Source organism: Nostoc sp. DedQUE05 (assembly GCF_034530955.1).
Classification (GTDB): Bacteria; Cyanobacteriota; Cyanobacteriia; order Cyanobacteriales; family Nostocaceae; genus Nostoc.
The window spans coordinates 62,947-80,588 of record NZ_JAVRCB010000027.1; the positions used below are offsets into that span (position 1 = coordinate 62,947).

At 39.9% G+C, this 17,642-nt stretch carries 19 protein-coding genes and 2 pseudogenes; 10 read left to right on the plus strand and 11 right to left on the minus strand.

Features of this window, described 5'->3' with window-relative positions:
* Positions 1–2: 2 nt before the first annotated feature.
* Complete coding sequence (gene sfsA / locus RMZ42_RS20230) at positions 3–728, plus strand: DNA/RNA nuclease SfsA (protein ID WP_322673081.1); 726 nt, start codon at positions 3–5, stop codon at positions 726–728.
* Positions 729–920: 192 nt separating this feature from the next.
* On the opposite strand, the gene RMZ42_RS20235 is transcribed toward sfsA, so the two are convergent.
* Positions 921–1,322: a fasciclin domain-containing protein gene (locus tag RMZ42_RS20235; RefSeq protein WP_322673082.1), complete on the minus strand. Its 402-nt coding sequence runs from the start codon at positions 1,320–1,322 to the stop codon at positions 921–923.
* A 203-nt stretch (positions 1,323–1,525) separates the two neighbouring features.
* Between RMZ42_RS20235 and RMZ42_RS34760 the strand changes: the two are divergent.
* A pseudogene (locus tag RMZ42_RS34760) lies at positions 1,526–1,603 on the plus strand (hypothetical protein); the annotation flags it as partial.
* 50 nt (positions 1,604–1,653) lie between these two features.
* Here RMZ42_RS34760 and RMZ42_RS20240 read toward each other — a convergent pair.
* Positions 1,654–1,797 (minus strand): hypothetical protein, encoded by a 144-nt coding sequence (locus RMZ42_RS20240; protein ID WP_322673083.1) that lies wholly within the window; start codon positions 1,795–1,797, stop codon positions 1,654–1,656.
* A 696-nt stretch (positions 1,798–2,493) separates the two neighbouring features.
* Here RMZ42_RS20240 and RMZ42_RS20245 point away from each other — a divergent pair.
* The 4 genes from RMZ42_RS20245 to RMZ42_RS20260 all read left to right on the plus strand — a co-directional run bounded on the left by RMZ42_RS20245 (position 2,494) and on the right by RMZ42_RS20260 (position 6,019).
* Positions 2,494–4,620 (plus strand): acylase, encoded by a 2,127-nt coding sequence (locus tag RMZ42_RS20245; protein ID WP_322673084.1) that lies wholly within the window; start codon positions 2,494–2,496, stop codon positions 4,618–4,620.
* A 14-nt stretch (positions 4,621–4,634) separates the two neighbouring features.
* A complete protein-coding gene (locus RMZ42_RS20250; protein ID WP_322673085.1) occupies positions 4,635–4,790 on the plus strand; it encodes a hypothetical protein in 156 nt (51 codons plus the stop codon).
* 91 nt (positions 4,791–4,881) lie between these two features.
* Positions 4,882–4,992: an iron chelate uptake ABC transporter family permease subunit gene (locus RMZ42_RS20255; protein WP_322673086.1), complete on the plus strand. Its 111-nt coding sequence runs from the start codon at positions 4,882–4,884 to the stop codon at positions 4,990–4,992.
* 205 nt (positions 4,993–5,197) lie between these two features.
* Positions 5,198–6,019 (plus strand): ABC transporter ATP-binding protein, encoded by an 822-nt coding sequence (locus RMZ42_RS20260; RefSeq protein ID WP_416211826.1) that lies wholly within the window; start codon positions 5,198–5,200, stop codon positions 6,017–6,019.
* Between the two features lie 38 nt (positions 6,020–6,057).
* Here RMZ42_RS20260 and RMZ42_RS20265 read toward each other — a convergent pair whose 3' ends face one another.
* The 5 genes and pseudogenes from RMZ42_RS20265 to RMZ42_RS20285 all read right to left on the minus strand — a co-directional run bounded on the left by RMZ42_RS20265 (position 6,058) and on the right by RMZ42_RS20285 (position 8,180).
* On the minus strand, positions 6,058–6,264 hold the full coding sequence (locus RMZ42_RS20265; RefSeq protein WP_322673087.1) for a hypothetical protein: 207 nt from the start codon (positions 6,262–6,264) through the stop codon (positions 6,058–6,060).
* Positions 6,265–6,314: 50 nt separating this feature from the next.
* The gene (locus RMZ42_RS20270) at positions 6,315–6,890 is read right to left on the minus strand and encodes a YfbK domain-containing protein (RefSeq protein WP_322673132.1); all 576 of its coding nucleotides are present in this window, start codon (positions 6,888–6,890) and stop codon (positions 6,315–6,317) included.
* Between the two features lie 16 nt (positions 6,891–6,906).
* Positions 6,907–7,491 carry a hypothetical protein gene (locus tag RMZ42_RS20275; protein ID WP_322673088.1) on the minus strand — a complete coding sequence of 195 codons (585 nt, stop codon included), beginning with the start codon at positions 7,489–7,491 and terminating at the stop codon, positions 6,907–6,909.
* Positions 7,492–7,518: 27 nt separating this feature from the next.
* Positions 7,519–7,620: pseudogene (locus RMZ42_RS20280) on the minus strand (IS1 family transposase); the annotation flags it as partial.
* Positions 7,614–8,180, minus strand: a complete 567-nt coding sequence (locus RMZ42_RS20285) for a hypothetical protein (protein WP_322673089.1) — start codon at positions 8,178–8,180, stop codon at positions 7,614–7,616. The gene RMZ42_RS20285 and the pseudogene RMZ42_RS20280, both read right to left, overlap by 7 nt.
* A gap of 384 nt (positions 8,181–8,564) precedes the next feature.
* Between RMZ42_RS20285 and RMZ42_RS20290 the strand changes: the two genes are divergently transcribed.
* The gene (locus tag RMZ42_RS20290) at positions 8,565–9,413 is read left to right on the plus strand and encodes an alpha/beta hydrolase (protein WP_322673090.1); all 849 of its coding nucleotides are present in this window, start codon (positions 8,565–8,567) and stop codon (positions 9,411–9,413) included.
* 747 nt (positions 9,414–10,160) lie between these two features.
* Here RMZ42_RS20290 and RMZ42_RS20295 read toward each other — a convergent pair.
* Positions 10,161–11,558: an ATP-binding protein gene (locus tag RMZ42_RS20295; protein ID WP_322673091.1), complete on the minus strand. Its 1,398-nt coding sequence runs from the start codon at positions 11,556–11,558 to the stop codon at positions 10,161–10,163.
* 278 nt (positions 11,559–11,836) lie between these two features.
* The gene (locus tag RMZ42_RS20300) at positions 11,837–12,853 is read right to left on the minus strand and encodes an iron ABC transporter permease (RefSeq protein ID WP_322673092.1); all 1,017 of its coding nucleotides are present in this window, start codon (positions 12,851–12,853) and stop codon (positions 11,837–11,839) included.
* A gap of 107 nt (positions 12,854–12,960) precedes the next feature.
* On the opposite strand from RMZ42_RS20300, the gene RMZ42_RS20305 reads away from it, so the two are divergent.
* Positions 12,961–13,203: a hypothetical protein gene (locus RMZ42_RS20305; protein ID WP_322673093.1), complete on the plus strand. Its 243-nt coding sequence runs from the start codon at positions 12,961–12,963 to the stop codon at positions 13,201–13,203.
* A 98-nt stretch (positions 13,204–13,301) separates the two neighbouring features.
* Here the strand turns inward: RMZ42_RS20305 and RMZ42_RS20310 are convergent, their stop codons facing one another.
* On the minus strand, positions 13,302–13,925 hold the full coding sequence (locus RMZ42_RS20310; RefSeq protein WP_322673094.1) for a 4Fe-4S single cluster domain-containing protein: 624 nt from the start codon (positions 13,923–13,925) through the stop codon (positions 13,302–13,304).
* Between the two features lie 341 nt (positions 13,926–14,266).
* On the opposite strand from RMZ42_RS20310, the gene RMZ42_RS20315 reads away from it, so the two are divergent.
* Together RMZ42_RS20315 and RMZ42_RS20320 are read left to right on the plus strand one after the other, a co-directional pair.
* Positions 14,267–14,563 (plus strand): glycosyltransferase, encoded by a 297-nt coding sequence (locus RMZ42_RS20315; RefSeq protein ID WP_322673095.1) that lies wholly within the window; start codon positions 14,267–14,269, stop codon positions 14,561–14,563.
* Between the two features lie 256 nt (positions 14,564–14,819).
* On the plus strand, positions 14,820–16,058 hold the full coding sequence (locus RMZ42_RS20320) for a glycosyltransferase family protein (protein ID WP_322673096.1): 1,239 nt from the start codon (positions 14,820–14,822) through the stop codon (positions 16,056–16,058).
* A 150-nt stretch (positions 16,059–16,208) separates the two neighbouring features.
* Here the strand turns inward: RMZ42_RS20320 and RMZ42_RS20325 are convergent, their stop codons facing one another.
* Complete coding sequence (locus RMZ42_RS20325) at positions 16,209–17,447, minus strand: peptidase (RefSeq protein WP_322673097.1); 1,239 nt, start codon at positions 17,445–17,447, stop codon at positions 16,209–16,211.
* Between the last annotated feature and the right edge of the window lie 195 nt (positions 17,448–17,642).

Sequence of the window (17,642 nt, forward strand, 5' to 3'; positions counted from 1 at the left end):
TAATGATAGATTGGCTTTACAAATACCCACCTTTGTATCCCGGTATTTTACTCAAGCGTTACAAGCGGTTTTTTGCTGACGTTCAACTGACTTCTGGCGAAATAGTGACAGCACACTGTCCCAACACAGGGCCAATGATTGGAGTATCGACACCTCTAAGTGCAGTACAGCTTTCCAAAAGCGATAATCTTAACCGCAAATTGGCTTACACTCTAGAACTAATTCAGGTACATGACAATGAGCCGACTTGGGTAGGCATAAATACTTTTTTGCCCAATCGGGTGGTAAAGCTAGCTTTGGCGAAACATCTTTTTCCAGAATTGGGCGACTACAGCCAAATCAAGGGCGAGGTGGTTTATGGGCTAGATAAAAAAAGTCGAGTGGATTTTTTCTTGACGGGAAGTGATGAGGAACGCCCGATTTATTTAGAAGTGAAAAATACAACTTTGTCTGAGGGGAGATTAGCTTTATTTCCTGACACGGAGACTACAAGAGGACAAAAACACTTGCGAGAACTGATGGCACTGTTACCTTTGACTCGTGCGGTGATGCTTTACTTTATCAATCGCGGTGATTGTATCGAGTTCTCCCCTGGCGATCGCACAGATCCTATATATGGTAAATTATTGCGGGATGCGATCGCTCTCGGTTTAGAAGTTTTACCTTGTCGTTTTGAAATTTCCCCCGAAGGTATCCGTTATTTGGGTTTAGCAAAACTAAAAATTTGATTGCATTTAATTAAGAGAGACTAGCAATTGCAAAGTTTCTACACGAATAAAGCAATAAATCCATCTAGACAGCATCTAGATGGATTTGTTGGTAGTTGATGTTTACTAAAAAATATTCAACCAGACTGTCATGAAGAAATGACTATAGGTAGTCGTCACCCCAAAAATAGCATTCGCTATTCTGACGTTGGGTTATGCAGGAATCAAAACTGTGTCAATGACGTGGATGACACCGTTATCAGCAGCAACATCTGCTGTTGCAACTGTTGCATCATTGATCTTAACGCCATTAGAAGCGTCAATTTTTACATCTGAACCTTCAACTGTTTTAGCTGTTTTTAGCTTAACTACATCAGCAGCCAGTACCTTGCCTGAAACAACATGATACGTCAAGATTTTCTTGAGCTTGGGAATATCTTGAAGTAATGCGTCTACTGTACCTGCTGGAAGCTTATTAAATGCTTCATCGGTGGGTGCAAAAACGGTAAATGGCCCATCACCTTGAAGTGTATCTACCAAACCAGCTGCTTGGATTGCTGCAACTAGTGTGTTGAAAGAACCATTGTTAGTGGCAGTGTCAATTATGTTGGCCATGTGTTTTATCTAGTTCTGTGTAACTTGTTACAAATCTAAACTATTTACTTAATAAAATCTATCTATCATTAGGCGTATGTCAAATCATTTTTGTTATTGATACTATAAAAGTTTACATATATTTTTCTCCAAGTAAAGAATTATACGTATATCGTCCAGGTGGATAAGTTATGGGCACTGCTGAATGCCATTAAGACTCAGAGCCATCAACTATTGGAGGAATAGTTGTCACTGCTGGTTTATTAGGAATATGGCTGAAGAAAAAGAAAGCAATTAGCTAGAAAGAACAGTCCTTTTTTTACCTTTTGGAAAAGAACAGATCGTAAATCCCTCAAACTACTGTGCAGTAGTTATGAGGGATTTGGTCATCTTCCACTAAAACGGCGATCGCTCTAATATATCGATCTAATTCTCGATAATTTAGAGTCGCTGCTTGTGTTTTACACCGATCGCTACTATTGCTATTAATTTGCAATTATTCTTAGAACTTTAAAGCAACTTAGCTAAGATAGCAAGTAATTTTAATTAAAAACTATTATTGTCTTTTTCTCACAAAAACATTCCAAAAATATATCAAAAGATAGATGACCAAGTTTAAATAAAGTTAAATAACTTAGTTTTTGCTATGCCAATAGCTTAAAAGACTTATATATTTAGTCAGATTTATAAAATTCAGAAGTTTTGATAAATGCTTGCTCAGGTGTAGGCTTTATGATAATGTCTCCTAATAGCACTAGAATTAGATGCAAATCAGTCGCAGATAGCTTTTGAGAATTTCTAGAACTAGTGTTAAGCATTATCGATAATATACAATCGCTCGTCTATTCGGCATCTGTGGGATTAATGCTACTTCAAAAGCATTATTTCCACGCTAGTAAGTCGCTGTGAATATTTATCATCAGGTTCAGGCAGGAGGCAGGAGGCAGAAGGAAAGAGGGTTTTAGTCCACTTTACTTTTATTAACATAGTTTGATTTTTCCCGCCTGTTCTACTTAGTATGGAATTTTTATCAACTTATGGTGGCATAAACAAAGGTGCTGAGATGCCACTGTGATACGTTCTATGTTCTTTATGTATGTTGCTAGTGAGTATGGATTTAATGTCTGTTTGTTACGAAATATAGGCGAAAGTCACTAAATTTTTCTAGTCAAATTAATTTAATCGAATCATCATGTTGAATATTAGAATTTATTTGTGGCAATTCGATCGGTCAATACTGAAAAGAAAATTTTCTAGATTTTTAGCTTTTATCCTCAGTGCCATTTTAGTTGTAGTTTTGGCAAATAACAGTTTTGCGACTGCACCCAAAACTACAGAGATATTATGGGATACTTACGGCATACCGCATATATATGGTAAAGATGCTCCAAGCGCTTTCTCTGCATTTGGTTGGGCACAAATGCAGAGTCACGCTAACTTGCTGTTGCGCCTCTATGGTCAAGCTAGGGGAAAAGCAGCCGAATACTGGGGAGAAGAGTATTTAGAATCTGATAAATGGGTACTGACGATGGGAGTATCCGATCGTGCTAATTCTTGGTATCAGGCACAAAGTCCAGCTTTCCGTAGTTATATAAATGCCTTTGCCAGTGGGATAAATACTTATGCCAAAGCCCATCCTGATTTAATTGACGAGCAAGTAAAAATAGTATTACCTGTAAAACCAGAAGATGTGTTGGCGCATTTGCAAAGAGTGCTGAATTTTACTTTTGTCGTCAACCAAGAACAGGTAGCAGGTATTACTCATACTCAATCGGAAGCTGGTTCTAACGGTTGGGCGATCGCACCTAAGCATTCTGCCAGTGGCAAGGCGATGTTGCTGGCAAATCCCCACTTGTTCTGGTCGGATTTATTTGTCTGGTACGAAGCCCAAATTACTGCCCCAGGAATGAATGCTTCTGGAGCAGCGCTGGTGGGAATTCCAGTTTTAGCGATCGCTTTTAACGATTATTTGGGTTGGACTCATACCGTCAATACTCATGATGGTTGGGATGTATATAAGTTGAAATTAGCTGATGATGGTTATCTTTTTGATGGCAAAGTCCGTGCTTTTACAACATCAAAGTTTTTGTTAAAAGTTAAGCAAAAAAATGGCTCGTTAGTCGAACAACCATTATTAGTCAAAAGTTCCGTCCACGGTGCAGTCGTTCAAGAAAAAGATGGGTTTGCTGTGGCACTGCGGGTTGTCGGTACAGACCGTCCCGGTGTATTGGAACAGTGGTGGGATATGGCGCGTTCCCAAAACTTAACCCAATTTCAAAAGGTATTGAAACGCTTGCAACTACCGATGTTTACTGTCATGTATGCAGACCGAGCCGGACATATCATGCACTTATTCAACGGTCTGGTGCCGATTCGTCAACAGGGAGACTTTCAATACTGGGAAGGTTTAATTCCTGGCGATACATCTAAGACTTTGTGGACAAAAATGCACCCATACAAAGATTTACCGCGTGTAATTGACCCGCCTAGCGGTTGGTTGCAAAATGCTAATGATGCACCTTGGACAACGACTTTCCCTGCTGCGATCAAAGCAGATGATTACCCTGCTTATATGGCTCCACGAGGAGAGATGTCTTTCCGGGCACAAAGTTCTGCAAAAATACTGGCTGAAGATCCAAAAATTTCTTTTGAGGAAATGATTAAGTACAAACATTCCACCAAAATGGAACTTGCAGAACGCATCCTCGATGATTTAATTCCCGCAGCTCAAAAATATGGCGATGAATTAGCCCGTCGTGCTGCTGATATTTTAGCTGCTTGGAATCGCAATGCTGATGCTGATAGTCGAGGCGCGGTATTGTTTTCTTTTTGGTGGCAAGAAATGGATAAAAACCAAACCTTCAGTATTCCTTGGAGTGAGAACTCGCCGCGCACCACACCCGATGGTTTAAAAAACCCAGAAAGTGCGGCGAAAGCGCTACAAATAGCAGCAACCAAAGTCGAAAAAGCTTATGGAAAGCTAGATGTTGCTTGGGGTGAAGTCTTCCGAGTGCATAGCGGAAACTTAGATTTACCTGCCAATGGTGGCGATGGGGATCTAGGAATATTCCGCGTCCTCAATTTTGCTCCAGCTAACGATGAACGCTTTCAAGCTGTCGCTGGTGATAGTTATGTTGCAACCATTGAGTTTTCACAACCAGTAAAAGCAATGGCTCTCATCAGCTACGGTAACGCTACTCAACCCGGTTCGCCCCACATTACTGACCAACTACCACTGTTTACTCGCAAGCAATTGCGTTCTGTTTGGCGAACTCAGAAAGAAGTACTAGCACATTTAGAGGAACGCAAAACTTTTTGAGAGCTGCGCTAACCATGAGTTATGCATCAAAAGCCTGCCTGTACAGTTTGAAGATTGTTCTTTTGATAACGCTTGTTAGTATTTCTTTAGCAGCGTTGTCAGAAAACAAACAACTGAATAATGATGAACCACAAATTCTTCAGACTGAGATTAGCGATCGCATCAAATAGCAAATTCTGATTATGTTAATGCTAAATACAAACCCACGCGATCGCTTTTGACAATATTGGTGGGTGCAGCAATGTCTACTTTGGTGCAATTATGCAGGGTGTGACTCGTAATCCATTGGCCGATCCTGGTATTTTGGGGGTGAATGCAGGTGCAGTTTTTGCTGTAATAATTAGTATTGTTCTATATTGGCAAGGTAATTAGTTATGATTCTCATAGTACTTGCACCCTACGCGCCAGTTGCTCATGCCATGACCGCGCTGGCTCCCTTTAATCCCCTATCTACCTGCAAGAAAGGGAAGTAAAGCGCTGATTTCGTGGGGTGGGGTTCTTTGGGTTTAATTAAGTAATCAAGTAGATATGATATTACATACTTACAAAATTCTCTAAAATTCTCTTAAGTTTAATTATGTCAATGTCATTATCGAGCGATAATTTACATTACCAACTGTCAGCAAATAATTTGACTTTGGGTTATGATAATATAACTATTATTAAGGATTTAGATTTAAATATACCACCAGGAAAAATAACTGCTTTAGTTGGTGCAAATGGTTCTGGAAAATCTACTTTATTACGGGGTTTAGCAAGATTATTAAAACCTCGCGTTGGCACAATTTATTTAGATGCAACAGATTTATTTAAGCTATCAACAAAAGATGTTGCTAAAAAATTAGGAATTCTTACCCAAGGCCCCGTTGCACCAGAAGGATTAACCGTTCGAGATTTGGTCGCTTGTGGAAGGTTTCCTTATCAAAACTGGTTGCAGCAGTGGACAAAAGAAGATGGAAAATTAGTAGAACTAGCGTTAGAAATTACTGGAATTAAATATTTGGCAGAACGCGAGTTAGATACTCTTTCTGGTGGACAGCGACAACGTGCTTGGATTGCAATGGCATTGGCTCAAGATACAGATATTTTATTGTTAGATGAACCAACTACTTTTTTAGATTTGGCGCACCAAATAGAAGTTTTAGATTTATTGTATGATTTGAACCAAAATCAGCAACGAACGATTGTCATGGTGTTACACGATTTGAATCACGCCTGTCGTTATGCTGATTATTTAGTAGCGGTGAAAGAAGGTCAAATTTTTGCTGTTGGCGAACCTAATTTGGTGATTACTGAGAAGATGGTAAGGGAAGTGTTTGGATTGGAATGTCGGGTTATCCCAGACCCGGTTTCCGGTACACCGATGTGTATACCAGTGGGAAGAAAGGGGAGAACATAGAAACAAATCAAAACCTTACACAGCAGAATACAGTTTAGTTAAGCATTTCTTCTTTCTTGTCTTGCAGAGTAGGGAATAAGTTTTGTAATTAGCAGCGATCGCAAAACATCTCGCAGATATGCAATGCTCTCTTCTGAAATTAAATTGCTGTATTTATTGCAGATATCTAATACAGTGGAGAGCGATCGCCTTTGATGTCCTTTGATGTAGATTGTGATATCTCCAGAGATGATAACGGTTTTCAAGTAATTGAACTACGCCACTCCCTACTCCCCGTCTCATTTATGGTCTAAAATCATTTTCTTGTAATCAACCCTCTAGATTGCTCCACTAGGCGAATAAACTCACCCCGATAACCCTCCTGGTCTTCCCCCTTCCCTTGGGTTGCCAATTTCATCACCAAATCATAACTAGCATCTCCCTTATACTCAGAGTCACGCAGCACCATCCCAAAGGTCGCTACCGCAGCAGCAAATCTCAGATTTGTGGAGGGGTCAGTTCTCAAATCATCATCTTGGATGGTTTGGGTAATTAGTTGACTGGTGCTGTCTTGGGGCGACTTGTAGCGCAGTTTCACCTGCATCAACTCATTACCAGCAGCATCCGAGACAGTTTCACCAGAACGCTGATACCGCAAAGGATCTATCTCTGGCAGTTTCACATCGCTTTTTGTACCAGTGGGAATTATTTCATAAAGCGCTGTTACAGAATGACCAGCCCCAATATCGCCTGCATCTTTCTTGTCATCATTGAAATCCTGGTTTTGCAGCAAGCGATTTTCGTAACCAATCAAGCGATATGCTTGAACTTTCGCCGGATTAAATTCCACCTGAATTTTTACATCCTTGGCAAAGTCACGGTTATTGACTATTTACAAGCCGCTACAACTATAGTATCCATCGTCTGGCAATGGTTAAAATGCAGCTATTGCCAATAAAAATGTATGGTGCAAAGTCTGTGTTTTCATTTTCATCATTTACAAGACAGTAGAAAGAAATATTTTGATTAGGCTGACCGAACATTTTAGGTATTATTCTCTTAAGAAATATTTCCAAATTTGGCTCATGCCCAAAGTTACTCATCCACATCTCAAATGCATCTTGATTTAAAAATTCAGAGTGGCGATAAACATCCAGTTCATCCCAAAATTTGCCGAATGAATAGTGTTCCATCTCTGGATATAAACGTCTGCTAAATTTCAATAAGTTTGCAATATAAAGAGTGCTAATTCGGTCTTTATCGTAGCTGTGATTTATGGGTTTAGCAAACACTGTTATCTCGCCCATGCTGCTACGACCCCAGTATAAAGTTCGGCTATTCACACTATTTACAAACGCACTAATAACTTCATATGTATTTGGCTCATGGCAAAAGTTTGGGAGCAAGCACATTTCTCCTAACAAAATAGCTTCGTCAAGATGCAATCTCGCCGCTTCTCCAAATTGCCGAATACAAAGTGAAAGTTTATCCATATTTTGGTAGTGATGCATAGTAATGATTTATTGTCGTAGAGAGGCATTATAGTGATGAACGAAATACCAGACTGCCCCAATGTGGTTGTCTATTGATTTTGAGGATGACAATGTTTTACGGACTAAGCGTTAGCAACTCGATCCTGCACAGATGAGCCAGACGGAATACTAAGGGGTGGGGCTGTAGGTAAGGGTTGAGTCTTTTGGTCAGACTCAGTTTGAATACGTTCTCTGGTAGGCTGATTCAAAGTGATGGGACTAGGAGCTTCCAATTCCTCTATCGGACTTTTTAGGGTTGCTAACTCCGGTGCAAATTCTGACTGCAAGCGTTGCAGAATTTTCATATCTGCTGCGGTAACTATCTTGGGATCGGTCGCTATTAGCTCATTGCTCCGATTCACACAGGCATTCAAGACTGTAGCAAATTCAGTTCGGGTTACAGGAAGAGTGCCAAAATTTTGGACGGGAACGACACAACTATACTGTTTTACCAATGTCTGGAGTGCTTGGTAGTCAGGGTGATTGGGGAGAATAGAAGTTTTTGGAGTAGAACTGCCAGCATTCTGATTGGCTGGAACTGCAACCGTAGCAGACTGGCGTAAAACGGCAATTCCTATTGAGGGTATCAATAAAAACAATATTACAATACTGACTCGCTGCCACATTTTGGATGGAATCGGGTAAGACACGGCTAAATCCTCACACTAAATTTCTTCTGTCACATTTGACTATTTACCTACAGGACTTACGCAAAATAATGAAAAAACGAACCGCATTCGCGCAGCGTCTCGTCAGAGAAGGACACAAAGGAATGAGAGTTTCAGAGAGTTATTGCGTAAGTCCTAACCTAGAATAGTCCTGAGCAGCTTGGGATTTGATGACCGTTTCAGTTTTGGTAACTGTAACTTATACAACACTAATCATTCCCGTCTAGCATTAGGGAATATCACAGTGTTTCTTCCAAAAGTGGATACTCCCGGCGTGAAGTTTGTTGAAGTTGTATTAGTTGTAGTTAGGAAACATCATAAATCGGGAAACCTGGAAATAAAGTTTTACCCAATAAATAAAAACTAATGGATAAACAGCAAATTATAAAACTGCTAATTGGTGATTTGACTTGGCAACGGCTGGTTAAATCTTTAATCTTTATCTATCTATTTTTTGCCGCATTTGTATATTTTCGGGCAGATAGCATGATTTTTTTGTCTCAGCCTTCTAGCTATCAGGATGATCCAAAAATTCTGAAGTTAAAGAGTGGGAAAGATACTAATATCTCAGCCATATATTTATTGAACAATCAAGCTAAATATACTATTCTTTATTCTCATGGTAATTCTGAAGATTTAGGAGATATCAAACAGATCCTAGAAAAATTACACGCTTGGGGTTTTAGTGTTTTTGCTTTTGATTATCGCGGTTATGGTACGAGTCAAGGAAAACCGACAGAAAGTCATGCATACGAAGATATCAATAGCGCTTACAATTATTTGACCCAAAATTTAAAAATCCCGCCTGAAAGAATTATAGTTTTAGGGCGTTCAGTTGGCGGTGGTTCTGCGGTAAATTTAGCAATGCAGAAACCTGTAGCTGGTTTAATTATTGAAAGTTCGTTTGTTTCCGCCTTTCAAGTAATAGTACCTTTTCGGATTTTACCTTTTGATAAGTTTCCCAATCTAGACAATATCAAAAAAGTCAAATGTCCGATATTGGTGATTCATGGAAAAGCAGATAACATAGTTCCTTTTGCTCATGGAGAAAAGTTGTTTAATGCTGCAATATCTCCAAAGCTTTCTTTGTGGGTTGAAGAGGCAAATCATAACGATTTATTCTCGATAGCTGAAGAAAAGTATCGTCAGACTTTGCAGGAGTTTACTAACCTTGTCAAGGCAAATCAACAATTATCCCGTCCGAGTAAATCGTAATTGCTCAGAGCTATAGTAGTACAGCTGATAACCCAATACGCTTGGGTTAGCGCTAATTGTGTAGGTTGGGAGCCATTGCGCCCTTGCGGTTTAGCGACTTGTCCGCGCAGCGCGTCTCCTTTTCTCCCAAAGCTACGGTGTATAAACATCTTGGTAATGAAGCCCAAACTCTGGATTTACCTATCAAAAATTTTTAACAGGATTACGGAATTGAGATGACATCGCTTGAAGTCATAATCATCAGAACACAAACTGACTGCGTTCACTGAATTTTTTGCTTGTTCAACTCCAAGCAAGAAATCTTAAAACAGCCAAATAATTAAAGCTATTAAGGAGATAAATGAACATGAGCGAGAATAATAATCCACAACCCAAAACAAAAAAACAACCTCCTAATACTATAGGAAAACCACCTAAGACTGAATTTATTAACTCCAATCAACAGTCCACAAGATCGGAATTATCAGATAAATAATTTTTTTACCCAAATATTTTATTTATAGCTCAATACGCTTGGCTTAAGGGTTATCGGTGTAGATAATTGGTCTTTTGAGACGCGATTTATCGCGTCTCTACATGAAGATTTTGTTGCTCATCCTGAAGTGTATTGATTTATCACTATAAAACGAATTCTAGTTTAGGAGACAATAAGAAACTAGAAGTCTGACGAAAATATTCACTTGCTGCTAGATTTAGGGAACCATTGGTTCCCATTTTTTTTCATCTCTAATCCCATTTTTGATTGATTTATTGCTTTGATAAAGGTAGGCAAATGGTAAAACAAGTTCTACCTGAGTGCGATTCAAATGAAAGCGTACCGTGATGGCGATTTTCTACAATTCGGCGAACGGTTTCTAAACCAAGTCCTGAACCATGTCCTACTGATTTGGTGGTGAAGAAAGGTTCAAAAATACGGGTTTTAATTTCAGGTGGAATTCCACTGCCAGAATCGATGATGTCTATATGGGCATAGCGATCGCAGTGGTGTGTTGTAATTTCTAGCAGTCCTTTACTATCCATTGCATCAATGGCGTTGTCAATTAAGTTTGTCCACACTTGATTTAGTTCGCTGCCATAGGCAAATATTTTTGGAAGACTTCGATCGTAATTGCGTTGCACTTGCACACCGCACTTGAGTTTATGAGCAAACAATCGCAAGGTATCTTCCAAGCCTTGATGTATATCTACTTCTTGCTGAGTGCCTTGATCGAGGTAAGAATAAGACTTCATCGCTTGCACAAGTTCGGAAATCCTCTCAGATCCTCGCAAACCATGTTTAATCATCGACATGACTTCAAAGGAAAGCGCTAGCCAGTGCAATCCCATTTCTCGCAATTCTGTGTCGTCGTTGCGCCAACGTTCCATGAGTTGCTCTAGGGTTTCAACCTCAACACCACCTTCCGCTAAAGGTTCTGCCAATTTCCATGCTTGGTTTACACCATAGTCTTCTAACCATTCCAGCAATATGTCTTCGCGATCGCTTAGTGTCACCGGATCTAGGCGATTATTCAAAATCGCATCATAGCCTAGATCGCGTACTCTCAACCAGTGTTGAGTATGGGCTTCGTCAACATTGCGTTGCCCATAAACTAAGTTCATTCGTTGTAACTCTAAGATGGCGGTTGGCATTTCTTTTAAAGTCCGAACCAAGGCTGCGGCTGGGTTGTTGAGTTCATGAGCAAGACCCGCAGCAAGTGTCCCTAAAGCTGCCATCTTTTCCCGCCCACGAATGAAAGACTCTAGCCCCCGGACACGACGTTGCATAATTCGGAAGACCATCCGCTCAAAATCACGACATTCATGCAGCAGTTTGCGGAAGTCTTCTCCCTTCATTTCATAGATGTGGCAATTTGAAAATGCCCGCATTGTCACAGGTGCAGGTTCATCTGTGAGTACTGGAATTTCACCAAAAAAGGATGGGGCTTCGTGTTGCCCGATGGGAATTTCCACTCCTTCACTGCGGCGGGTGATGTTGATTTTACCTTTGACTAAGATAAATAACCGACATACAGGGTCTCCCTCATAGGACAACACATCTCCGGGGGAAAGTTCAACTGTTTGAGCGCGATCGCAAACCCACTGCAATCGCTCTTTGGGAAGTTGTTGAAATGGGTCTAAGTTGATTAATTCCTCAACACATAACATCGATTAACCTCCTTGAGGGGGCAGGGGGGATAATACCAATTCAAAATTCAAAATTCAAAATTCAAAATTAAGAAAGCCAGACAGAACAAAGGTTTGAGAGTATGTAACTGTCGCATTTTTTTCAAATTGGTATGTATAAGAAAGTAGGGTTATAGAGCTGTGTTTCCTTATGGAGAATTTTGGCTTAAATAGTTGAAGAAGACTTTAGTCTCAGTTTATCAGAATGCGCAAAAAACCCGATCCGTATATACGGTGGGGATGGATAGCGGGCTGATCGCTCAAAATTTATTAAACCCAGCAGAACGACGATAAAGTAACCAGATAAACACGGGTGAACCCAGCAAGGCAGTGACGGAACCTACTGGTAGTTCTACTGCTCCTAGTCTAGAGAGTAAATCTGCAAAAGTGAGTAACCATGCACCTGCAAGAGCGGAAAGTGGTAAAACAAAGCGATTATCTGTACCAACAATCAGGCGGACACCGTGAGGGATAACAAGACCGACAAATCCAACCAAGCCACTGATGCTGACTGCACCTGCGGCTAATAGAGTGGCGACACCACCAATTAACAAGCGCGATCGCGTCAACGAAAGCCCTAAACTCACAGCTAAATCATCTCCCAAAGCCAGTATGTTTAGCGATCGCGCCAGCAAGCATCCCCCAATCAATGCAACGATGATATAAGGGCCAGTTGTAGCAATTTCTTGCCAACCCCGTCCATTAAGACTACCAACCAGGAAACTGAGCGCAACTTGAATTTGCCCATCTTCAGCTAAAAGCAGCAATGTACTTTGTACAGCACCAAATAAAGAACTCACCGCTACTCCGCCTAAAATCAAGCGCTCAACAGAAATTCCCGACCCCGAACGACCGAGTAAAATAACGATCGCGGCAGTTAAAATTGCTCCTATCCATGCTGCAAAAGGAATTGCGATCGGGAATATATGGCACACAATCATCAGAATTACAAGTAGTCCCGCACCCGCTGAAATGCCCAAAATAAATGGATCGGCGAGACTATTACGTAACATTCCTTGCAGCAGTGCCCCTGACATTCCCAAAGCTGCGCCGACAATAATCGCAGCAGTAATGCGCGGAAGACGTAAATCCCAGAGAATTGTCTGTTTAACCGGATCGCCTTTGTGGAGTATAGCTTGCCAAAATTCCGACATACTTAAAGGTACTGCTCCTTGAGAAAGCGACAGTGCTAGCGTTACCACCAGTGCTGTACCAAAAAGTAAAACAGCCCAAAATACGCGGTGTTCAGTAAAAATTTTCTGAAATGGTCTAGTCAAATTTATGATATGTATTTTTTTTAAATATAATCTGTCCCAAACAAAGCTGCATTTAAACATAGCTTCTCGATAAGGGAGCAGAAATCTAAAAATTTGACCCTCAGAAGGTGAAAGTTGACCCTCAGAAGCTCAATGTTGACCCTCAGAAGGTGAAAGTTGATCCTCAGAAGCTCAATGTTGACCCTCAGAAGCTCAATATTGACCCTCAGAAGGTGAAACTTGACCTTCAGAAGCTCAATGTTGACCTTCAGAAGGTGGAAGTTGACCCTCAGAAGCTCAATGTTGACCCTCAGAAGGTGAAAGTTGACCTTCAGAAGCTCAATGTTGACCTTCAGAAGCTCAATTTGTAAGTTTTAACCCTACTTTCTTATCCCTGCTGCCCCCTGCCCCCTGCCCCCTGCCCCCTGCCCCCTGCCCCCTGCCCCCCGCTCCCCTACCCCCCGCTCCCCTACGTTAGTTCCAGTCCACCTTGATAGCCAGTGACAATGCGTCCACCATCCTTGAGGATGTGGATTTCGATCTGGTCGCTAGCCCAAGTAATCTGGTCTTGGAAAGCGGGGTTTAACACCCGAACCCGTTGATTGCTGGAAGAAACTGGAGAATTGGGAGAATTAGTTGCCAGAGATTGTACAAAAGGCCCGTCAATCAGGATATCGAGTTGTTCTAACAATGCTTGGGAACCTGGCGGCGCAGATTGGGACTGTAGCTGCTTAAGAGTGAACCCGGAAAAAGACATTACATTTAAACCAGCAGCTTTTACCTTCTGGGCTAAAGACGCTAATGCCGTTGCTTGCCAAAAGGGTTCTCCACCAGAGAATGTTACACCCGTGTTGCGAGGATTGCTGAGAATATTTTCGGCAAGAGCATCAACAGCAATCAATTGGTTAGCCTCAAAAGACCAAGAGTTAGTATTAAAGCAGCCAGGACATTCACGCAGACAACCTTGTACCCAGATGACTGCACGACAACCAGGGCCATTAACTTCTGACTGATCGACGTAACCCATAATATTGAGATAGCCTGGGGGAATTTCTGTGAGTGCTAGCGATGGGTCAGTTGGCTTAATTTCCATCTCTTTAACTCCTTTTAGCCGTTAACTGTTAAATATAGCGAATCTCCAGTTAGATAACCGTGACAATAGTTATATAACTGGAGATTTAATTGATGATTAATCTCTCAAAAACTTTTGGGAGTTTGGAAAAGTCCGCTTTAACTTACTAGACCGGGTGCTAGTGAAGATAGTTACAAGTTAATTGACACATATTTATCGAGTTTGGTATTGTTACCAGCGTCCCATAAATTACGAAGCTTATATTATATGTGGCCCAGAAATGCCCTTAGAACACCAAGCTGCACTGAAACTGAAAGCTGCTGTATATCCCTAAGTGCAGATAGACAAATTTACCGGATTTAATGAGTTACATCGCCGTAGATGCCGTAGTCGCAATGGGTGGCTACAAAACAACTTGCGAGATTCTCTCAGTGGGTAAGCCAGCAGTAGTAGTACCCAGAATTAAGCCATCACGAGAACAGTGCATTCGTGCAGAAAATTTGGCAAATTTGGGGATTTTAGCAGCGATTCAAAACGATCTGACTTTAGATATATTACTGCGATCGCTGTTACAACAACTCCAAACTCCGCAGATTTCCCAACCGAAAATTAATCTCAATGGTTGCCCAAAATTAACCAATACATCTCTACCTTACTAGCAAAAAAAGAGCGTGATTATACCAATTCAAAATTAAAAATTAAAAATTAGAAAAGCTAGACATAACAAAGGTATGTCCGTATGGATCTGTCGTATTCTTTTTTAAATTGATATTACATTTTTCTATAACCCATATGTACAATTACTGAAATTAACGATGATTGCCAAAATTGTTCAAGTAAAAAGTAATAAAAGTATTTATTGTATCTTTCGTTCGCCTTCTTCCAACCATCCAAATTGACAGAGGTAAAATTTTTATGAAACGTATTATGTTTTACTGCCAACACATTTTAGGTATGGGGCATCTGGTTCGCAGCCGCGAAATTGTGCGAGGTTTAACCAAAGACTTCCAAGTTTGTTTTATTAATGGTGGTGAAATAATTCAAGGATTTGAAATTCCTGCTGGTGTAGAAGTTATCAATCTACCTGCAATTAAAACTGACCTAGAAGCTGCTGAACTACAAGTACTAGATGATGCCTTTAGCCTTAGCGAAGCCAAAGACATTAGAAAAAATCGACTTCTGGAAATCTTTAAGCAATTCCAGCCTGATATTTTAATCGTTGAGTTATTTCCTTTTGGGAGAAGACGCTTTTCTTTTGAATTAATTCCATTATTAGAATTAGCTAAATCAAATAAAGGCTCAACTAAAATAGTTTCTAGTTTGCGAGATATTGTAGTTATTAAACCGGAAAAACAAGTAAAACACGAAGAAAAAGTATGTAACTTAATCAATAAATATTTTGATATTCTGTTGGTTCACAGCGACCCAGAATTAGTCTCACTAGAAGCAACCTTTTCTAGAGTCAATGACCTAAAGTGCCAAGTATATTACACCGGATATGTCGTGCAAGACCCACCAACAAATCTTATTTTAACTGATGAAGATCGAGAAATTATTAAATCAGACAAACCCCTGATTTTAGCCAGTGTAGGAGGTGGTAGATTTGGTCATGAGTTGCTTGAATGTGTAGTTAACACAGCCCCTTTTTTAGAGAAATTATTGCCACATCATATTCAGGTTTTTACTGGGCCATTCATCCCCAATTCAAAATTTAAAGAGCTGCAAAAAATGGCAAAATTTAGTAAAAACATCTATATTCGACGCTATACTCCTTACTTGCTAAATTACATGAAAAAAGCAGACCTTTCAATAAATATGTCTGGCTATAATACCATAATGAATATTTTAACCACAGGTGTACGAGCTATGATTCTTCCCTTTACAGGTAATCAGGAGCAAGAACAAATAATTAGAGCCGAAAAGTTAAGCGACTTAGGAATAGTCAAATTTATCAATCATAATTATTTGCAACCTGATTACCTAGCTATTAATATTATTAATTATCTCAAAGAGCAGCCTAATAAAATTAACTTTGATTCTGGGGGAGTTGAAAAAACTGTAAACATCTTAAGAGGATGTTTTAAAAGTCCTTTCGTCAGTAGCAAAACGTTATCGATCCCCCCAACCCCCTTTAAAAAGGAAGGAGGGATATGAAAGTATCTAAAATCACAGTAAAATACTTTTCAAACAATCTCTTAACTTAACTTTGTGCAATGGTATCAAGACTATTACGGTAAATAAAAAAACATTCCTGACTATATCCTACTCATAGCAATAGTCTCGATACCAGAATTGGTAATTACTTCAGAAAATAGTCAATCTATATTTACCGCGTTCCTGTGGATTTTTGGAAGTAATAACTATATAGTATGTATCATCTTCAGGCAACCTAGCTCGGTCAATTAAAGCACTGTAGACACCACTTTTGTCTTTGTCTTTATCGATCGCGATCGTTTGTCCTTTAGAATTTAGCAAAGCTACATAAGGAGAAAACTCTTCATCAACACTATCAACACGAATACTTATCAGTTGATTTTTTCTACCTTGAAAATTAGAAACATTGTAAGCGCCTCCATTTTGTTTCAAGGTTGAGCTTTTGGCAGTTAGTTGATCTGATTCATCTAAAGTATAGCTAGCTCTATCATTCCTGAGAGCCAAACTATAGCGACCTGTATCTCCAGGATTTTGACTAGTAACAGCAATCTTATAAATGCCATTTTTAGGCAGTCGCGCAAAAATAAATGCATCATCACCACCACTACTTTTATCCAAAGCGCCTTTTTTAACAATGATATTGTTATCAGGATCGTGCAGAAACAACAACGGTTTTAAACTCAAATTATTGGATCTGCGTGTATCATTACTGCCAATCAGTCTAATTTGAACTAATTGATTTTCTCTGCCCTCAAACTCATAGAAATGATAATATCTACCTTCAGATTGAAAGTCACCTTTACTCAGAATACCTAAAGCAACATCTACAAAGTTAATCTCTTTGTAAGTTGGTGTTGCAGGTGAAGAAATCGCTGAATTATCGAGATTTTGGTTCCCTGTAGCGACATTATAACTTGGCTTGCGAACTCTCCCAGAGCCACCATTAGAACGATTGGCGTTTGAGTTAGCAATTCTAGCTCTAGACGATCTAGATGCAGAGCTACCACCATTGGAACGATTAGAATTTGAGTTGGAAGTCCTACGTCTAGATGCTCTAGGAGTAGAGCTATTATCTGAAACCCTGGAAGTTCGCTGAGAATTTTCTCTATGAGAAGATACACGAGGAGCCTTTTGTATTGGTGACTCAATAGATATCTTCCGTCTTGGAGATGTTGATGCCTGAGAAGCAGGAATTTGCTCAATTCCTTTTTTTACTGCTTCTGGTTGTCTCTCATCTGGTGATTTAGCAATTATGAAATCTTGAAAACTGTCAGATTTCACCAAAGCACTTATAGGCAGCACATTACTTGTGATTAACAAACTACTACTCACGCAGCTAATTAAAACATGACTTAATTTGCGACGATAGTTTTTATTGCCTAATAGCATAATTACGCTCCTAATTTTGCTGATAATTTTGTCTCTTTCTGAAAGACAAAATTAATACTAGTTGCTGTTTTAGCCACAGCAGTTATGTAAATGTAAAGGGAAATTTAGCGTATCTACCTTAGCGGCTTGCTAAAGGCATCGCCTGTAATCAAATGAATTCGTATATCTTACATACCCAAATGTTTGCCACAATCA